The 14,776-nt window shown below is 59.1% G+C and carries 16 protein-coding genes; 7 read left to right on the top strand and 9 right to left on the bottom strand.

The genetic code is table 11. From position 1 onward, the window contains the following. Positions 1-5 precede the first annotated feature (5 nt). The gene (locus BAR1_RS15685; protein WP_118943898.1) at positions 6-1,427 is read left to right on the top strand and encodes a sulfotransferase family 2 domain-containing protein; all 1,422 of its coding nucleotides are present in this window, start codon (positions 6-8) and stop codon (positions 1,425-1,427) included. Here the strand turns inward: BAR1_RS15685 and BAR1_RS15680 are convergent. The 7 genes from BAR1_RS15680 to BAR1_RS15650 form a co-directional block, all read right to left on the bottom strand. Further along, positions 1,424-1,888, bottom strand: a complete 465-nt coding sequence (locus BAR1_RS15680; RefSeq protein ID WP_118943897.1) for a PTS sugar transporter subunit IIA — start codon at positions 1,886-1,888, stop codon at positions 1,424-1,426. The two genes, BAR1_RS15685 and BAR1_RS15680, sit on opposite strands and share 4 nt — an antisense overlap. Before the next feature lie 35 nt (positions 1,889-1,923). After that, positions 1,924-2,499, bottom strand: coding sequence for a ribosome hibernation-promoting factor, HPF/YfiA family (hpf, locus tag BAR1_RS15675; protein WP_118943896.1), 576 nt, complete (start codon positions 2,497-2,499; stop codon positions 1,924-1,926). A 70-nt stretch (positions 2,500-2,569) separates the two neighbouring features. After that, positions 2,570-3,898 (bottom strand): RNA polymerase factor sigma-54, encoded by a 1,329-nt coding sequence (gene rpoN / locus BAR1_RS15670; RefSeq protein WP_118943895.1) that lies wholly within the window; start codon positions 3,896-3,898, stop codon positions 2,570-2,572. A gap of 21 nt (positions 3,899-3,919) precedes the next feature. Further along, complete coding sequence (gene lptB / locus BAR1_RS15665) at positions 3,920-4,681, bottom strand: LPS export ABC transporter ATP-binding protein (RefSeq protein WP_118943894.1); 762 nt, start codon at positions 4,679-4,681, stop codon at positions 3,920-3,922. Between the two features lie 3 nt (positions 4,682-4,684). Next, positions 4,685-5,185, bottom strand: coding sequence for a lipopolysaccharide transport periplasmic protein LptA (lptA, locus tag BAR1_RS15660; protein ID WP_118944519.1), 501 nt, complete (start codon positions 5,183-5,185; stop codon positions 4,685-4,687). A gap of 24 nt (positions 5,186-5,209) precedes the next feature. Beyond that, entirely contained in the window at positions 5,210-5,818 is a 609-nt protein-coding gene (gene lptC, locus BAR1_RS15655) for an LPS export ABC transporter periplasmic protein LptC (protein WP_118943893.1), read from the bottom strand. Between the two features lie 103 nt (positions 5,819-5,921). Then, entirely contained in the window at positions 5,922-6,536 is a 615-nt protein-coding gene (locus tag BAR1_RS15650; protein ID WP_118943892.1) for a ribonuclease D, read from the bottom strand. Between the two features lie 199 nt (positions 6,537-6,735). Between BAR1_RS15650 and BAR1_RS15645 the strand changes: the two genes are divergently transcribed. Both BAR1_RS15645 and kdsA read left to right on the top strand, forming a co-directional pair. Next, a complete protein-coding gene (locus BAR1_RS15645) occupies positions 6,736-7,542 on the top strand; it encodes a 3-deoxy-manno-octulosonate cytidylyltransferase (protein WP_118944518.1) in 807 nt (268 codons plus the stop codon). Next, the gene (kdsA, locus tag BAR1_RS15640; protein ID WP_118943891.1) at positions 7,539-8,357 is read left to right on the top strand and encodes a 3-deoxy-8-phosphooctulonate synthase; all 819 of its coding nucleotides are present in this window, start codon (positions 7,539-7,541) and stop codon (positions 8,355-8,357) included. Before BAR1_RS15645 ends, kdsA begins: the two co-directional genes overlap by 4 nt. 8 nt (positions 8,358-8,365) lie before the next feature. On the opposite strand, the gene BAR1_RS15635 is transcribed toward kdsA, so the two are convergent. Next, positions 8,366-9,367, bottom strand: coding sequence for a KpsF/GutQ family sugar-phosphate isomerase (locus tag BAR1_RS15635; protein WP_118943890.1), 1,002 nt, complete (start codon positions 9,365-9,367; stop codon positions 8,366-8,368). Between the two features lie 33 nt (positions 9,368-9,400). Beyond that, complete coding sequence (locus tag BAR1_RS15630; RefSeq protein WP_118943889.1) at positions 9,401-10,189, bottom strand: hypothetical protein; 789 nt, start codon at positions 10,187-10,189, stop codon at positions 9,401-9,403. A 76-nt stretch (positions 10,190-10,265) separates the two neighbouring features. Between BAR1_RS15630 and BAR1_RS15625 the strand changes: the two genes are divergently transcribed. Genes BAR1_RS15625 through BAR1_RS15610 form a run of 4 tightly spaced genes read left to right on the top strand, consistent with a single transcriptional unit; the run spans position 10,266 to position 14,738 of the window. Further along, positions 10,266-11,039 carry an IclR family transcriptional regulator gene (locus BAR1_RS15625; RefSeq protein ID WP_118943888.1) on the top strand — a complete coding sequence of 258 codons (774 nt, stop codon included), beginning with the start codon at positions 10,266-10,268 and terminating at the stop codon, positions 11,037-11,039. A 2-nt stretch (positions 11,040-11,041) separates the two neighbouring features. Further along, positions 11,042-12,040 carry a thiamine pyrophosphate-dependent dehydrogenase E1 component subunit alpha gene (locus tag BAR1_RS15620; RefSeq protein ID WP_228408581.1) on the top strand — a complete coding sequence of 333 codons (999 nt, stop codon included), beginning with the start codon at positions 11,042-11,044 and terminating at the stop codon, positions 12,038-12,040. After that, positions 12,040-13,011, top strand: coding sequence for an alpha-ketoacid dehydrogenase subunit beta (locus BAR1_RS15615; RefSeq protein WP_118943887.1), 972 nt, complete (start codon positions 12,040-12,042; stop codon positions 13,009-13,011). The genes BAR1_RS15620 and BAR1_RS15615 overlap by 1 nt, the downstream gene beginning before the upstream one ends. Continuing rightward, positions 13,008-14,738: a thiamine pyrophosphate-binding protein gene (locus BAR1_RS15610; protein WP_118943886.1), complete on the top strand. Its 1,731-nt coding sequence runs from the start codon at positions 13,008-13,010 to the stop codon at positions 14,736-14,738. The genes BAR1_RS15615 and BAR1_RS15610 overlap by 4 nt, the downstream gene beginning before the upstream one ends. Positions 14,739-14,776 lie beyond the last annotated feature (38 nt).

Below are 14,776 nucleotides of genomic sequence, written 5' to 3'. Positions count from 1 at the left end.
CCGCAATGTCTGACAAATTCGATTATTTCGTGATGCTTGCGGAAAAGCGGACCGGTTCCAATTTTCTGTGCTCCAACCTGAACCAGTTCAAAGGCATCACCGCCCATGGCGAGGCCTTTAACCCTTATTTCATCGGCGATACCAACCGTGAAAAGCTGCATGGAATGACGCTGGAAATGCGGGAAAAGGATCCGGTTGAATTGCTGGAGCGGATGAAGGCCGATCCGAAAAATCTGGTGGGGTTTCGGTTCTTTTCCACCCATGATCCGCGGGCCCTGGAGCATTTTCTGCAAGATGAACGTTGTGGCAAGATTATCCTGACGCGCAACCCGCTGGAAAGCTATGTTTCCGAGCTGATTGCGTGGTCCACCAACCAGTGGAAGCTGGGGCGCGGCGATACACGCAAATCGGCCAAGGTGACGTTCAAACTGGACGAGTTCCGCAAACATGTGGCCGAGTATCAGGCGTTTCAGGTGAAAATCCTGCATGAATTGCAGTGCAGCGGCCAGACGGCATTCTACCTGTCCTACGAGGATGTGCAGGACGTAGATGTTCTGAACGGGCTGGCGCGGTTTTTGGGTGTGGACAGCCAGATCGAGGCGCTATCGACCAACCTGCGGCGGCAAAACCCCGGCACCTTGCGCGACAAGGTGGTTAACTATGAGCAGATGGTCGAGGATCTGCAAAAGATGGATCCTTTTGATCTGACCCGCACTCCGAATTTCGAGCCGCGCCGTGGTCCCGTTGTGCCGGGTTATGTGGCGGCGGCCAATGCGCCGCTGATGTATCTGCCGATCAAGGGCGGCCCCGAGGCGCTGGTTCGGGAATGGCTGAAAGGGATCGGTGGCGGTGATCTGTTGGGCGGGTTCAATCAGAAAACCTTGCGGCAATGGAAACGCAAACACAGTGGCCATCGCAGCTTTACCGTGGTCCGCCATCCTGTCGTGCGGGCGCATTCTGCCTTTTGCGAGCATATCCTTGAAACCGGCCCTGATGGTTTCCCCGAAATCCGAGCGGCCCTGTTGCGCGATTATGATCTGTTGATCCCCGAAGACGGGGTAGATGAAACATATACCGCCGAAGACCACCGCAAGGCATTTCTGGTGTTCCTGAAATTCTTGAAGAAAAACCTGACCAAGCAGACCAGTATGCGGGTTGATCCCGCATGGGCCAGCCAGTCGCAGGTATTGCAGGGATTCGGACAGTTCGCCCTGCCAGATATGGTTCTGCGCGAAGATCAACTGGAACAGGGGCTGGAACAACTGGCCACACAGGTCGGCCTTGATCCGTATCCTCTGCCGGAAGTGCCCGACAGCCACCTGTTCCCGCTGGAGGAGATTTACGACGCCGAAATCGAGGCCGCCGTGCGTGACGCCTATCAGCGGGATTACATGATGTTCGGGTATAAGGCGCTAAAGTTACCTTAGGCCGCCTGCGACGCCTGTGTATCAGTCAATAGCGTATGCAAAGTTGCAGGGTCCGTATTGGCCCGCAGTTTGGAACATATGGCACTGTCGCGCATTGTGCGGGACACAAGGGCCAGCGCCTTTAGATGTTCAACACCGGAATCAAGCGGTGCAAACAAGGTGAAAACCAGATCGACGGGCTGACGATCCACCGCATCGAAATTCAGCGGCTTTTCAATGCGCAGGAATGTGCCAACGACCGACTGTAAACCGGCGATGCGTGCGTGGGGCAGGGCAACACCGTGCCCGACCCCGGTTGGCCCCAGATTTTCGCGATCCTGCAACGCTTTGGCTGCATTGCCCGCATCAATACCATGCACAGAGGAAACGATCTCGCCCAATTGCTGGAAGAGACGTTTTTTACTGGTTGCCTGGCCGATAACACGCACGGCTTCGGGCAAAAGAATATTCGAAAGTTCCATTTACCTTCACTTTACTCCGCCCAAAACCTATGGGCTTATTTAGCGATTGATGGGTCAACCCAGCCAATATTGCCGTCCTCACGGCGATAGACCACATTAACTCCGCTATGTCCTTCGTTGCGGAAAACCAGAACCGGTGCCCCGGCCAATTCCATCTGCATCACGGCCTCGCCAACAGAAAGAGACGGTATTTTCGTCTCCATTTCGGCGATGATCATGGGCTGGAGTGTTTCAGGTTCCGATTCTTCCGAATTATCCGATCCGGCGAGGATATACGAGGAAGCGCCGGAAAGTTCAACCGGTTGCGAGCGTTCACGGTGGTGATCTTTCAGCCTGCGTTTGTAACGGCGCAACTGTTTTTCCAGTTTATCGGCACATTTTTCAAAAGCGGCATAGATTTCATGGGCATGCGCCTTGGCCGATGCGGTCAATCCCGTCGAAAGATGCACAGTTGCCTCGCAGACGAATTCACTGGCATCACGCGAAAAAACAATATTCGCGTCTGTCGGGCGTTCGGCATATTTTCCGACAACAGCGCCAAGTTCGTCTTTGACATGAGTCTGAAGGGCTTCACCTACATCAATCTGTTTTCCGCTGATTTGGTACCGCATCACATCTCCTTAGGGTTAAAAGCTGAAATTGCCCCGCAACGCTGGCACAGAAAGGGTTTCATCCCGGTTATCAGTTCAAATGATTTCTGTGGCCCGGCGATCTGTGGGGCGCTTGCTGTGCAGCCGCGATTTTGCGGCGCACAAACGATGATGGTATATTCATACATCCCCTGTATTTGGCGACAGTTCGACGGGCAATGTCAACTCCATCTGCCCGTAATTTTTTAACAATCGTATCATCGGACAGGGGGGACGCGGGTGATTCCTGATCAATTAGCTGGCGAATGGTCCGTTGCACGACAAAGGCCGATATTTCGCCCGAGATACCTTTTTTCAGCCCGGCACCCAGAAAAAATGACAGCGGGTAGATGGTGCCATTCAGATCAAGGTTCTTTCCCGCAATCGCCCGGCCAATGGTTGACGGATGAAGCGCCAGTGTTTCGCCAAGCGCGCGCCGTGTCAAAGGGGTCATAAATTTGCTGCCATCACTGAAAAACCGATGTTGCTGGGTGACAATGGCCCTTGCAATGCGCAAAAGAGTTTCGCCCCGATACTGGATTGCGCGGATAAGGCTTTGCGCGTGATTATACTGAGCCTCGATATATTCTTTTGCTTTGGCATCTGCTTTGGCCTGTGAATACAGGTCGGTATCGATCGTTAAATCCGGCAAGTAGCTTTCAGATAGAGAAACCGAAATCCTGCGGTTTTCATCAATTTCGACGATGATATCGGCAACCAGCGGGCGGGATTCATTATGGTGACGGGCAACGGGTTCGGGGGTTAGGGTTCTTAGGGTGGTTGAAAAGGCTTCTATGTGTTCTTTCGGGATGCCCAGAATATCCGATAGTTCCGCCCATTCACATTTCATGATTTGGGGGATGTTTTCCAACAGCTTCTCGGCGGTTTCTTTATCGATCCCCTGTTCCACGATTTGCAGCAATAGGCATTCGGTCAGATTGCGCGCCCCCACGCCGGTTGGTTCGCAAGACTGGATTGCCTGAATGGCTGTGTCGATATCGGCTTTTGCAACGCCCAGTGTCTGTGCGGTCTGGGGGATGTCTGTTTCCAGATAACCGATATCGGACAAATCGCCGGTTAAATAGCTGGCAATATCACGGATCAGGGCAGGCAAGGACATTGTTGCCAGTTGGCGCCGGATGGATTCGCCCAGTGTTAGCGTTTCGGCAACCGTATTCAGGGCAACATCATATGCGCTGGGGCTTTGTTTGGTTTTGCGGGGTGAACCAATGACCAGCAGCGGGTTTTCCAGTGCTTCAGTATGTATTTGCTCAATCAGATCCGCCGCCGGAAGGCGCAGCAAGGTAAGCGACTGGCGCAACTCTGGTGTTAAGGCCAGAGTTTGGGTTTGCTTCAGGGACAGGGTGGGTTTTAATGCCATGTCTTGCCCTTGTTGACGGGGTCAGGAGACCCGGAAATTCTGCCCCAGATAAACACGTTTGACGTTTTCGTCCTGAACCACCTCTTCGGTGGTGCCGCTCATCAATACCTTGCCGTCGTGCAGGATATAGGCGCGTTCAACGATTTCCAGTGTTTCACGCACGTTGTGGTCGGTGATCAGCACGCCAATACCGCGGGTTTTCAACGCCGCCACCAATTCGCGGATCTCGCCAACGGCAATTGGATCGACCCCGGCAAAGGGTTCATCCAGCAACAGGTATTTCGGGTTCGCGGCCAGACAACGGGCGATTTCCACGCGGCGGCGCTCCCCGCCCGACAGCGACAGGGCCGAGGCGCGGCGCAAATGGCCGATGGAAAAGTCGCCCAACAGTTCCTCAAGGCGTTCGCGGCGTTTGTGCCGGTCGCGTTCGGATATTTCCAGAATTGCCAGAATATTGTCTTCGACGCTAAGTCCACGGAAAATGGACACCTCTTGCGGCAGATACCCGATCCCCAGTTTGGCGCGGCGATACATCGGCAGCATGGTTACATCGCGCCCGTCGATCATCACCTGCCCGCCCTCGGGGGTGATCAGGCCGGCGATGGCATAGAAACAGGTGGTTTTCCCCGATCCGTTCGGTCCCAGCAGGGCCACAACCTCGCCCCGGCCCAGATCGATGCTGACATCACGGATCACCGGCCGCTTGCGATAGCTTTTGCGCAGGTTGCGAATTTGCAAGCCGCCGCTGCCATCGGCAACTGTCAGATCGGGGGCCTGTGCCATGGATCAGTTCCCGCCGGTTTGCAGGATGGATTTGACCCGCCCCTCTAGCGTGGCCTGTCCTGTGTTCAGGTCAACCACCATCTTGTTTGACGACAGCGCGCTTTGCCCCTGTGTCAGGATCACATTGCCGGTCATCACGATATTGCCGCTGTCGATGGAATACACCGCATCCGCCGCTTCTGCCGCCTCGGCGCCATTCACCAGAACAACGTTACCGGTGGCGTGCATTTTGGAAATCTTGCGCGGGCCGTCACCGGTGGAATATTCAACCACAACACGGTCGGCCGACAGGCGCATGGTGCCTTGGCCCACCACAACATTGCCGCTGAACACAGCCGAGCCGTCCTCCTGATTGATCTGCAACATATCCGAGGAAACCTCGACCGGCTGGGTCGAATCGTGCTTCAACCCGCCAAATGCCACCTGGGTGCCTTGGGCTGTGGTGATTGCCGGTGTCAGAGCCAGCAATAGCGCCATGAAAACTGCGCGTAATTTGGTAAACATCATTTCCCCTCGAAATACGGGCGACTAGCCTTTTGGATCGTATACCAGCTTCACCCCACCCTTGAAAACCAGAAGATGCGCCCCTTTGGCGCCATTTTGGCGTTCCAACAGCATTTGTCCGGCTTCCAGAGTGCCCAGCGGGCCGGTGGCGGTGACTGTGCCATCGGTTTGGGCGCGGGTTTCGTTCAGCGCGGCAGTCAGGCCCGAGGTGTTGATCACATATCCGGTCGAGGTTTCGATCCGCACGCCACCTTGCAGGGTGACAATCTGTTGGCCGGTATCAATCACCCCGTTGTCCGAGGCAATGTCGATCCGTCCGCCGGTGGCATCCTCGATCGTGGTGGTCAGATCGGTGGCGGTTATGGTTTCGGTATTGTCGGGGTCGGGGCGGGCCGATTTGGCGATGATCGAGATGGCCGAGCCATCTTCGGTCACACCGGCATAATTTGGTGCACCGATCCGCTGTTCACGGGCTAATCCTTCGACATCGACCTTGGCATAGGGGATCGACAACGTCGGGTCGATGTTGCGCGAAAACAGGAACAACGTCGACAGGATGCCCAGCGCGACGATGGGCAGGATCACCTTGGTCCAGGCAACAAATCGGGAATAGCTGTTGTCGTAAGTGGTCATGCGGGAACCGTGCCAGAATAACGGTGCCGGGCCAAGGGAATTGCAAAACGCATAGGCGATGTGCCGCCGATATGATTACGCCCGTGTGGCGGCATATGGCGCATTACGAGTGGGCGAAAATGTCGATTTCCGGCCAGCCGGCAAGGTCCAGATTGGCGCGCATCGGCAGGAAATCGAAACAGGCCTGCGCAATCTCCATCCGCCCCTCGCGCTGTAGCCGTTTGTTCAGTTCCTCGCGCAGGCGGTGCAGATACAGCACATCCGAGGCCGCGTAATCGATCTGGGCTTTGGTCAGTTCCGCCGCCCCCCAGTCCGAGCTTTGCTGGTATTTGGAAATATCCACGCCCAGCAATTCCTGCAGCAGGTTCTTCAACCCGTGCCGGTCGGTATAGGTGCGGATCAGTCGCGAGGCGATCTTGGTGCAGTAGACCGGCGCGGTGACAGTGCCAAAGGCATTTTGCATCGCGGCGATGTCGAAGCGGCCAAAGTGGAACAGTTTCAGCACATTCGGGTCGGCCAGCATACGGCACAGGTTCGGGGCCTTTGTCTGGCTTTTGGCGATCTGCACCAGATGGGCATTGCCATCGCCACCGGACATTTGCACCAGACACAAGCGGTCGCGCATCGGGTTCAGACCCATGGTTTCGCAATCAATCGCGACGATCGGGCCAAGGTCCAGATCATCGGGCAGGTCGTTTTGGTACAGGTGGTTGGCCACGGCGTTTTCCTTATCTTCGTTGTGAGGGTGTTACACAGAAAACAGCCGCGCTTCCAGTCTGAAAAGAGGTGCTGCCCCAGACCTGATCCGGGGCCTTATGCGGTCAGGCAGGCCCCGGATCAGGTCCGGGGCAGCGCGATATCGCACAAAACCGCATTTTTTGCTTGGCCCTGCCGCGCAGATCAAGCATCACGGGGGTATGAATGACAAAGTGATCATAATTATCCCCGCCCGCTATGCCTCGACCCGCTATCCGGGTAAACCTCTTGCCCCGCTGAAAGGGGCCACAGGCAAGGTCAAGCCGCTGATCGAACGCAGTTGGGATGCGGCCAAGGCCGTGTCGGGCGTTTCGGACGTTTACATCGCCACCGATGACGCCGGTATCGCGCGCGAGGCCGAACGCTTCGGCGCAAAGGTTCTGATGACCGGCGAGGATTGCGCCAACGGCACCGAACGGGTGGCCGATGCCCTGCGGCATCTGGACGATCTGCCCGACATCGTGGTGAACCTGCAAGGCGACGCGCCGCTGACCCCGTCGTGGTTCCTGTCTGCCCTGATCGACGAAATGCACGCCAATCCCGATGTGCAGATGGCCACGCCGGTATTGCGTTGCGACGGCGAAATGCTGGCCAACCTTCGCGAGGACCGGCGCAATGGCCGTGTTGGCGGCACCACGGCGGTGTTCGATGTAAACCACGACGCGCTGTATTTCTCGAAAGAGGTCGTGCCCTATACCGATGACAGCTATAACGCCGACACCATGACACCGGTGTTCCACCATGTCGGCGCCTATGCCTACCGTCCCGCCACGCTAAAAGCCTATCACGACTGGGGCGTTTGCGAGCTGGAGCAGCTGGAGGGGCTTGAGCAGTTGCGTTTCCTGCAACGCGGCGTGCGGGTGCGCTGTGTCGAGGTCGAGGCGCGCGGCACAGTATTCTGGGAGCTGAACAACCCGACCGACGTTGCGCGGATCGAGGCCGAATTGAAAAGAAGGGGCGAGGCATGAAAACTGTAACCGTCGGACAGGTCGAATTTTCCAATGACGCATCTTTTGTGCTGATCGCGGGGCCGTGTCAGTTGGAGGGGCTGGACCACAGCCGCAAGATTGCCGAAACCCTTGTCGGGCTGTGTGCCGGTCTGGACATCCCGCTGGTGTTCAAGGGCAGCTTTGATAAGGCCAACCGCACCAGCCTGTCGGGAAAACGCGGGTTGGGGCTGGACGAGGGCCTTACGATCCTGTCGAAGATTTCCGCCGAATACGGCTGCCCCACCCTGACCGATGTGCATGACATACCGCAATGCGCGGTGGCGGCGCAGGCGGTGGACATCATCCAGATCCCCGCGTTTTTGTGCCGTCAGACCGACCTGTTGCTGGCCGCTGGCGAAACCGGCGCAGCAATCAATGTGAAAAAGGGGCAGTTTCTGGCCCCGAACGATATGGCCCATGTGGCGGACAAAATCGCCAGCACGGGGAATGAACGCATCCTGCTGACCGACCGTGGCACATCCTTTGGCTATAATATGCTGGTCAGTGATTTCCGCAGCCTGCCAATCATGGCTGAAACCGGCTATCCGGTGGTGTATGACGCCACCCACTCGGTGCAATTCCCGGGCGGGCAAGGCGGCTCAAGCGGCGGCAAGCGCGAATTCGTCCCGCCACTGGCCCGCGCGGCGGTGGCTGTGGGTTGTGCTGCGATTTTCGTTGAAACCCACCCCGATCCCGACCACGCGCCCTCTGATGGGCCGAATATGGTGGTGCTGGACCAGATGGGTGAAATGCTGACGCAGCTAAAGGCGATTGATACGTTGATGAAGGGTTAGATCAGGCTTTAAGCCACGCCCATCTGCAACAGTTGATGCACCGTAATCAGCCCCACGGGCCGGTCCGCTTCCATCACAAAGGCCGCCGTGATCCGTTTGGTCTGCATCACATTCAGCGCGCGGGCGCACAGCCGGTCCGGCTCGATCGTGATCCCGCCTTTGGTCATCAGCATCCCCGCCCTGGCCTCGCCGATCACCGATTGCAGGGTGCCCGACGCGTTGCTTTCCAGATAACGCCGGATATCGCCATCGGTGATCACACCGGCAAGGCTGCCATCAGCGTTCTGCATCCCGACGATGCCGAACCCCTTGGCGGAAATCTCGCTGATCACCTCGATCACCGGCGCGTCCAGTGGCACCAGCGGCAATTCATCCCCCTTGTGCATGATGTCGCGCACCGGCATCAGCGCCGATCCCAGCTTGCCGCCCGGATGGAAGTTGCGGAAACTTTCCTCGGTAAAGCCGCGCATTTGCAGCAATGTTACCGCCAGCGCATCCCCCATCGCCAGTTGCAACAGAGTCGAGGTGGTCGGGGCAAGGTTATGCGGGCAGGCCTCGGCCGCCTTGGGCAGAACCAGAGGGAATCGGGATTTGCTGGCCAGCGTGCTGCCCGTGCGCCCCGTAATACCGATGATCGGCACGTCAAAGCGGATGCCATAGGCGATGATATCGGCCATTTCCCTGGTCTCGCCGGACCACGACAGCAGCAGTAATACATCGTCACCTTGGATCATCCCCAAATCGCCGTGGCTGGCCTCGGAGGCATGTACGAAAAACGCAGGCGTGCCGGTGGAGGCAAAGGTGGCCGCCAGCTTGCGGGCGATATGGCCGCTTTTGCCGATGCCTGACAGGATCAGCCGGCCCTTCATGTTGAAGATCAGATCGGCGGCACCGGCAACGGCGGCAGACAAGTCGGGGCTGCTCAAAGCCTCTTGCATCTGGCCAAGGCCGTTCTGGAAATGGGTCAGCGCCTGGGTGACCGAGGAAAGCGGATCAACTGTTTTTTTCATGGGAAAACCGATAGCCGTTGCGCGGCGCACTGTCTATAGCATGGCCAACCATGCGGCAAGCGGGGTGTCTATTTCTGCCCCTTGCGCCTGCGCGGCCGTGTTCAACGCTGAAATCACACCGGTTCCCAGCGCCGATTTTGCATCGCCAATGCGGGCGCTCTGGCAGGACACGGTGACGGCGGCAATATCGCGGACGTCCAGCGCGGGCAGACGGCTGATGCCGATGTTGCCCTTGCCAAAACCGGCGTCATTGAACACGGCGATGCGCACGGGGGCCTTGATGGCACGGGCCGGGTTACCGCCGATCAACCCGCCGTGCGAGCCGGTGATCACGATCTTGCCGCTGTCCTGCGGCCCAACCAATGAAGCTGAATCCAGCAGTTCCACCGAAACCCTGCCGATCTGCACCGACTGGCGAGCCTCTGGATGAGGGGGCAGTTTACCCTGCGGCATGGGGGCGGTTTCAAGCAGGGAAATGGCTGTGGCAACCGGCATCCCCGCCATGATGCCCAAAGTTTTGGCCACGGTATTCACCACGCTGATCACCCCGTTTTCCAACGTGTCCGCCGCCGATCCGATCTCGCAACTCTGGCAATCCACCCCCGCTGCGGCCATACCAATATCGGCCAGCGCCAACACCCCTGCTACGCCTGCCTGCTCCAACCCGATCCCCGCGTCATTGAACAGCACCGCCCGCGCCCCTGCACCCGAGGCAACCGCCGCCGGATAGAACCCGCCGTGCGATCCGCTGACCACGATCTGCCCTGCGGTGGAGGCAGTAGCATCGGTGATGGAATCCAGAAGCTGTATTTTATCGGCCATGGTTCTTGACTCGTTGGTTGAATTAATTGCACGTTAACAGAACGATTTGTTCCGATAAACGGAATTATGGTGGGGAATGACAGAAATAGCGGCAATAACCGGCTCAATCGCTCGCGCGGCGCGCATCATTGATGTGCTGACGGCGGCCCCCGAAGGGCTGGCGCTGAACCAGATTGTCGAGCGCAGCGGGTTTTCCAAAACCACCGCTTTTCGCGTGCTGGCTAATATGCAGGAGGTCGGGTTCATCTATCAGGATCCTGAAAGCCGCCGCTATCTGCTGGGTCACAAGCTGGCCCATATCGCGCAGGTGGCGACACGGTCGAACATCGCGGGCATGGCCGGGCGCGGGATGGAGCGGCTGGCTAAATTGTCCGAGGACACGGTGTTCCTGTCGGTGCCCGAAGGTGCGGCGGCAATTTGCGTTGCACGGGCCACGGGGGCGTTTCCGATCCGGACCCTGACCCTAAATATCGGGGACCGGCGGCCATTGGGCGTTGGCGCGGGGGCCTTGGCGCTGTTTTGCGCGATGGGGGATGAAAAACGCGAGGCCGTGTTGCGGGTGAACCGCAACTGGATGGCGGAATACGGGATCACGGCCAAGGATTTGCAGGCCAGCTATGACGCCTATGTTGCCAATGGCTATGCCGCCAATATCGGGCGGATCGTGGCGGGCACCAGTGCTGTCGCGGTGCCGGTGATTACCCGCAGCAAACGTGTGGTCGGCGCGCTGGCCTTGGGTGCAATTGACGCCCGCATGACAAAAACACGGATTGAAACGGAACTGGTGCCGGCACTGCGCAAAGAAGCGTCACTGCTGGCCCGCCGGATGGACGAAATGGAGCAGGGATAGGCATGACTACCGCAGACCATAACACCAGACGCGCCCGCGATTTGCTGGCGATGATGGAGCGCATCCGCGCCTTCGAGGAACAGGCCTGTCTGGCCGCCGAACGCGATAAACTGGTGCTGGGGGCGATCCACCCGTCGATCGGACAAGAGGCGGTTGCCGCCGGTGTGATGTGCAATTTCAACCGTGATGACATTTTGCTGTCGACCCATCGCGGGCACGGGCATACTTTGGCCAAAGGGGCCGACCCGCTGGCGATGATGCGCGAATTGCTGGGGCGTGAGGGCGGCTGTTGCGGTGGCAAGGGCGGCTCGATGCATATTGCCGACTTCGGGGTCGGGATGCTGGGCGCGAACGGTGTTGTTGGTGCGAATATTACCATCGCGGCGGGGGCGGCGCATGGGTTGAAATTGCAGGGCAGCGACCGGATCGTGGTGGATATTTTCGGCGATGGCGCGATCAATCGCGGACCGTTTCTTGAGGGGGTGAACTGGGCCTCGGTGTTTGATCTGCCAATCCTTTTTGTTTGCGAGGACAACCAGTATTCCGCGACCACCAAAACATCATCCGTCACCGGCGGGCCGGGGGCCGCCGCGCGCGCGGAAGCGCTGGGCCTGCGGGCGACCACGGTGGATGGCAACGATGCCGAAGCCGTGGCCGATGTAACGGCTGAAATCACCGCCCGCATCCGCGCGGGTGGCGGGCCGGAAATGCTGCACGCTATCACCTACCGGCGGACCGGTCACACTTCGTTTGACCCCGCCGGATACCGGCCCGAGGGTGAATCCGAACACGAGGCCAAGACCAATGACCCGATTACACGTCAACGCGCGGTTCTGGCGGGTATGGGGTTAAGCGCGGACGAGCTGGACGCGGTCCACACCGCCGCACAATCCGAAATGGTGCAGGTTCTGGCCGATGCCGCAGCCACCCCGTTTCCCGCTGATGACATGGCCTTGCAGGATGTCCAGGACATCGGCAGCCCCGCGCAGGGGGCTTACTGATGGTGAAAATGACATTCGTCGAGGCCAGCCGCGAGGCGCTACGCGAAATGATGCAGGCGGACGAAACCGTCTGGTGCGTGGGCGAGGATCTGGGGCGTGGTTCGGTCTTTGGCCAATATCTGGGCCTACAGGATGAATTCGGACCCGACCGTGTGGCCGATACCCCTATTTCCGAAGCCGCCATAATGGGCGCGGCCTTTGGCGCGGCGATGGTGGGCACGCGGCCTGTGGTCGAGATGCGGTTTTCCGATTTTGCGCTGTGCGCGACGGACGAATTGGTGAACCAGATCGCCAAGGCGCGGTTCATGTTCGGCGGCCAGTCCCGCGCGCCGATGGTTATCCGCAAACCAATCGGGTTGTGGCGGTCTTCCGCCGCGCAACACAGCCAGTCGCTGGAAAGCTGGTATGTGCATATCCCCGGTCTGGTGGTGGTCTGCCCCGCCACGCCGCAGGACAATTATTCGATGATGAAGGCCGCGATCCGTTGTGATGATCCGGTGGTTTATCTGGAGCACAAAAACATCTGGGGCATGGAGGGCGAGGTGGATACTTCGCTGGACATCGAACTGGGCAATGCGGCGGTGCGCCGACTTGGGGCGGATGTGACGCTGGTCAGCTGGTCCGACACGGCAAACCTGTGCGTGCAGGCGGCAGAAAAGCTGGCGGGCCAAGGGGTCGATGCCGAAGTGATCGATCTGCGCAGCCTGTGGCCGTGGGACAAGGAAACGGTGATTGCCTCGGTTCGTAAAACCGGCCGTCTGGTGGTGGCGCATGAATCTGTGGCCGTGGGCGGTTTTGGCGCCGAAGTGGTGGCGACTGTGGTGGAACAGGCGGGCGACGCTTTGCGCGGCCCTGTGCGCCGTTTGGGCGCGCCGCGTTCACTGGTCGCTTATGCGCCCAACCTCGAGGATAAAATGCGCGTGACCGAACAGATGATCGTCACAGCAGCAAAGGAGACAATGGGCAAATGAGCAATATCGAAATCACCGGTGGCGAAGCCATCGCCCGCATGTTGCTGGCCCATGACGCCGGTCCGATGTTCGGCATGGGCGGGTTCCAGCTGTTGCCGTTTTATGACGCGGCGCGGCGGCTGGGGCTGAACCACAACTTGATCAATGACGAACGCTGTGCGGTGTTTGCGGCGGATGCCTATGCCAAGGTCTCGAATCGCGTCGGGCTGGTGGATGCCACGCTGGGGCCGGGGGCGACCAACCTTGTGACCGGTCTGGTCGAGGCGCTGAATGCAGGCTCGCCCATCGTGGCGATCATTGGCGACGCGAACCGCGATCACGCGGGCAAGAACATGACACAGGAAACCGATCAGGTGACCATCCTGCGCCCCGCCTGCAAGGAATTGCTGCGGGTGGAAACGGTGGCGCGGATACCCGAACTGATCCGGCGGGCATTCATGCTGGCGACATCGGGCCGTCCCGGTCCGGTGGTGGTGTCGGTGCCCGAAGATGTGGCGCATGGCATGCTGGAGTTTAACGAGGCTGACTTCGTGGCCGATCCGGCGCATTGCCAGATACCGGCGATCCGCTGCCGCCCCGATGCGGACGGGGTGGTTGAAGCCGCGAAAATGCTGGCCGCTGCGAAACGGCCAATGATGCTGGTGGGTGGCGGGATACACCTGTCTGGCGCGCAATCTGCGGTGACGGAACTGGCCGAGGCTTGCGGTATTCCCGTGGCCCATACGCTGACCGGAAAAGGTGCGATTGCCTGCAACAGCCCGCTAAGTGCGGGGTTGTTCGGGCGCTATGACCGGATTGCAAATGACCTGATCGACAAAAGCGATTGTTTGTTGGTGGTGGGGTGCAAGCTGGGTGAAATCGCGACCAAACGCTATTCCATTCCGGCTGCCGGTGCGCGGGTGATCCATCTGGATTGCGTGGCCGAGGAAATGGGTCGCACCTATCAACCCACCTTGCGCCTGTGGGGGGACGCCAAGGCGGGGTTGCAGGACATCACGGCGGCGCTGGCCGGAAATGCGGCCGAACAAAAGGCCAGCCGCGCTGGTTATCTGGCGGAAATTCCGGCGGCGATGGAGGCGTGGCGGCAGGATGTGTCCGAACGGCTTTATTCCGGTGAATCCCCCGTCCACATGGCTCGCCTGATCACCGAGATCAACAAAGCTCTGCCTGACGATGGCTATCTGATTGCCGATGGCGGCTTTGCGGCCCATTGGGGTGGCTTGCTGTTTGACACAAAGAAAGCCACCCGCGCCTTTGTGCCGGATCGTGGCTTTGCCAGCATCGGGTACGGGTTGCCCGGCGCGATGGGGGCACAACTGGCGGCGCCCGATGCGGTGGTGGTGGGGCTGACCGGGGACGGCGGTTTCAACATGGTTCTGGGCGAATTGGAAACCGCGCGGCGCATGGGGCTGGGGCTGACGGTGATTGTGGTGAACAACGCCGCCTCTGGCTACGTCAAGGCTCTTCAACATCTGATGTATGGCGAGGGGAATTACCAATCCTCGGACCTGTCGGAAACCAATTATGCCAATGTTGCACAGGCGATGGGCTGTCACGGGATCCGCGTGGAAAGCCCCGATGATCTGGCCCCCGCGCTGGCCGCGGCTTTTGCCGAAACAGGGCGGCCAACGGTGATTGACGTGATGGTCACGCGTGATCCGTCGCGCATGTTGCCGGCGGTCGATAACCGCACCGTAAAAATCAAGAAGGGCGATCGGGTTGCCTGATAAAGGCCGAAAATAACAGACGGGGCAAACCCCGCGTT

It is taken from the genome of Profundibacter amoris (assembly GCF_003544895.1).
In the GTDB taxonomy this organism is placed as follows: Bacteria; Pseudomonadota; Alphaproteobacteria; order Rhodobacterales; family Rhodobacteraceae; genus Profundibacter; species Profundibacter amoris.
Note: the sequence above shows the minus strand (reverse complement) of the source record. Positions and strands in the feature narration are given on the sequence as shown.

What these genes read in the sequence shown, in the direction of transcription:
- BAR1_RS15685 (WP_118943898.1), top strand. Translation starts at nt 6, where the DNA reads ATGTCTGACAAATTCGATTATTTCGTGATGCTTGCGGAAAAGCGGACC.
- BAR1_RS15680 (WP_118943897.1), bottom strand. Translation starts at nt 1,888, where the DNA reads ATGGAACTTTCGAATATTCTTTTGCCCGAAGCCGTGCGTGTTATCGGC.
- hpf (WP_118943896.1), bottom strand. Translation starts at nt 2,499, where the DNA reads ATGCGGTACCAAATCAGCGGAAAACAGATTGATGTAGGTGAAGCCCTT.
- rpoN (WP_118943895.1), bottom strand. Translation starts at nt 3,898, where the DNA reads ATGGCATTAAAACCCACCCTGTCCCTGAAGCAAACCCAAACTCTGGCC.
- lptB (WP_118943894.1), bottom strand. Translation starts at nt 4,681, where the DNA reads ATGGCACAGGCCCCCGATCTGACAGTTGCCGATGGCAGCGGCGGCTTG.
- lptA (WP_118944519.1), bottom strand. Translation starts at nt 5,185, where the DNA reads ATGTTTACCAAATTACGCGCAGTTTTCATGGCGCTATTGCTGGCTCTG.
- lptC (WP_118943893.1), bottom strand. Translation starts at nt 5,818, where the DNA reads ATGACCACTTACGACAACAGCTATTCCCGATTTGTTGCCTGGACCAAG.
- BAR1_RS15645 (WP_118944518.1), top strand. Translation starts at nt 6,736, where the DNA reads ATGAATGACAAAGTGATCATAATTATCCCCGCCCGCTATGCCTCGACC.
- kdsA (WP_118943891.1), top strand. Translation starts at nt 7,539, where the DNA reads ATGAAAACTGTAACCGTCGGACAGGTCGAATTTTCCAATGACGCATCT.
- BAR1_RS15635 (WP_118943890.1), bottom strand. Translation starts at nt 9,367, where the DNA reads ATGAAAAAAACAGTTGATCCGCTTTCCTCGGTCACCCAGGCGCTGACC.
- BAR1_RS15630 (WP_118943889.1), bottom strand. Translation starts at nt 10,189, where the DNA reads ATGGCCGATAAAATACAGCTTCTGGATTCCATCACCGATGCTACTGCC.
- BAR1_RS15625 (WP_118943888.1), top strand. Translation starts at nt 10,266, where the DNA reads ATGACAGAAATAGCGGCAATAACCGGCTCAATCGCTCGCGCGGCGCGC.
- BAR1_RS15620 (WP_228408581.1), top strand. Translation starts at nt 11,042, where the DNA reads ATGACTACCGCAGACCATAACACCAGACGCGCCCGCGATTTGCTGGCG.
- BAR1_RS15615 (WP_118943887.1), top strand. Translation starts at nt 12,040, where the DNA reads ATGGTGAAAATGACATTCGTCGAGGCCAGCCGCGAGGCGCTACGCGAA.
- BAR1_RS15610 (WP_118943886.1), top strand. Translation starts at nt 13,008, where the DNA reads ATGAGCAATATCGAAATCACCGGTGGCGAAGCCATCGCCCGCATGTTG.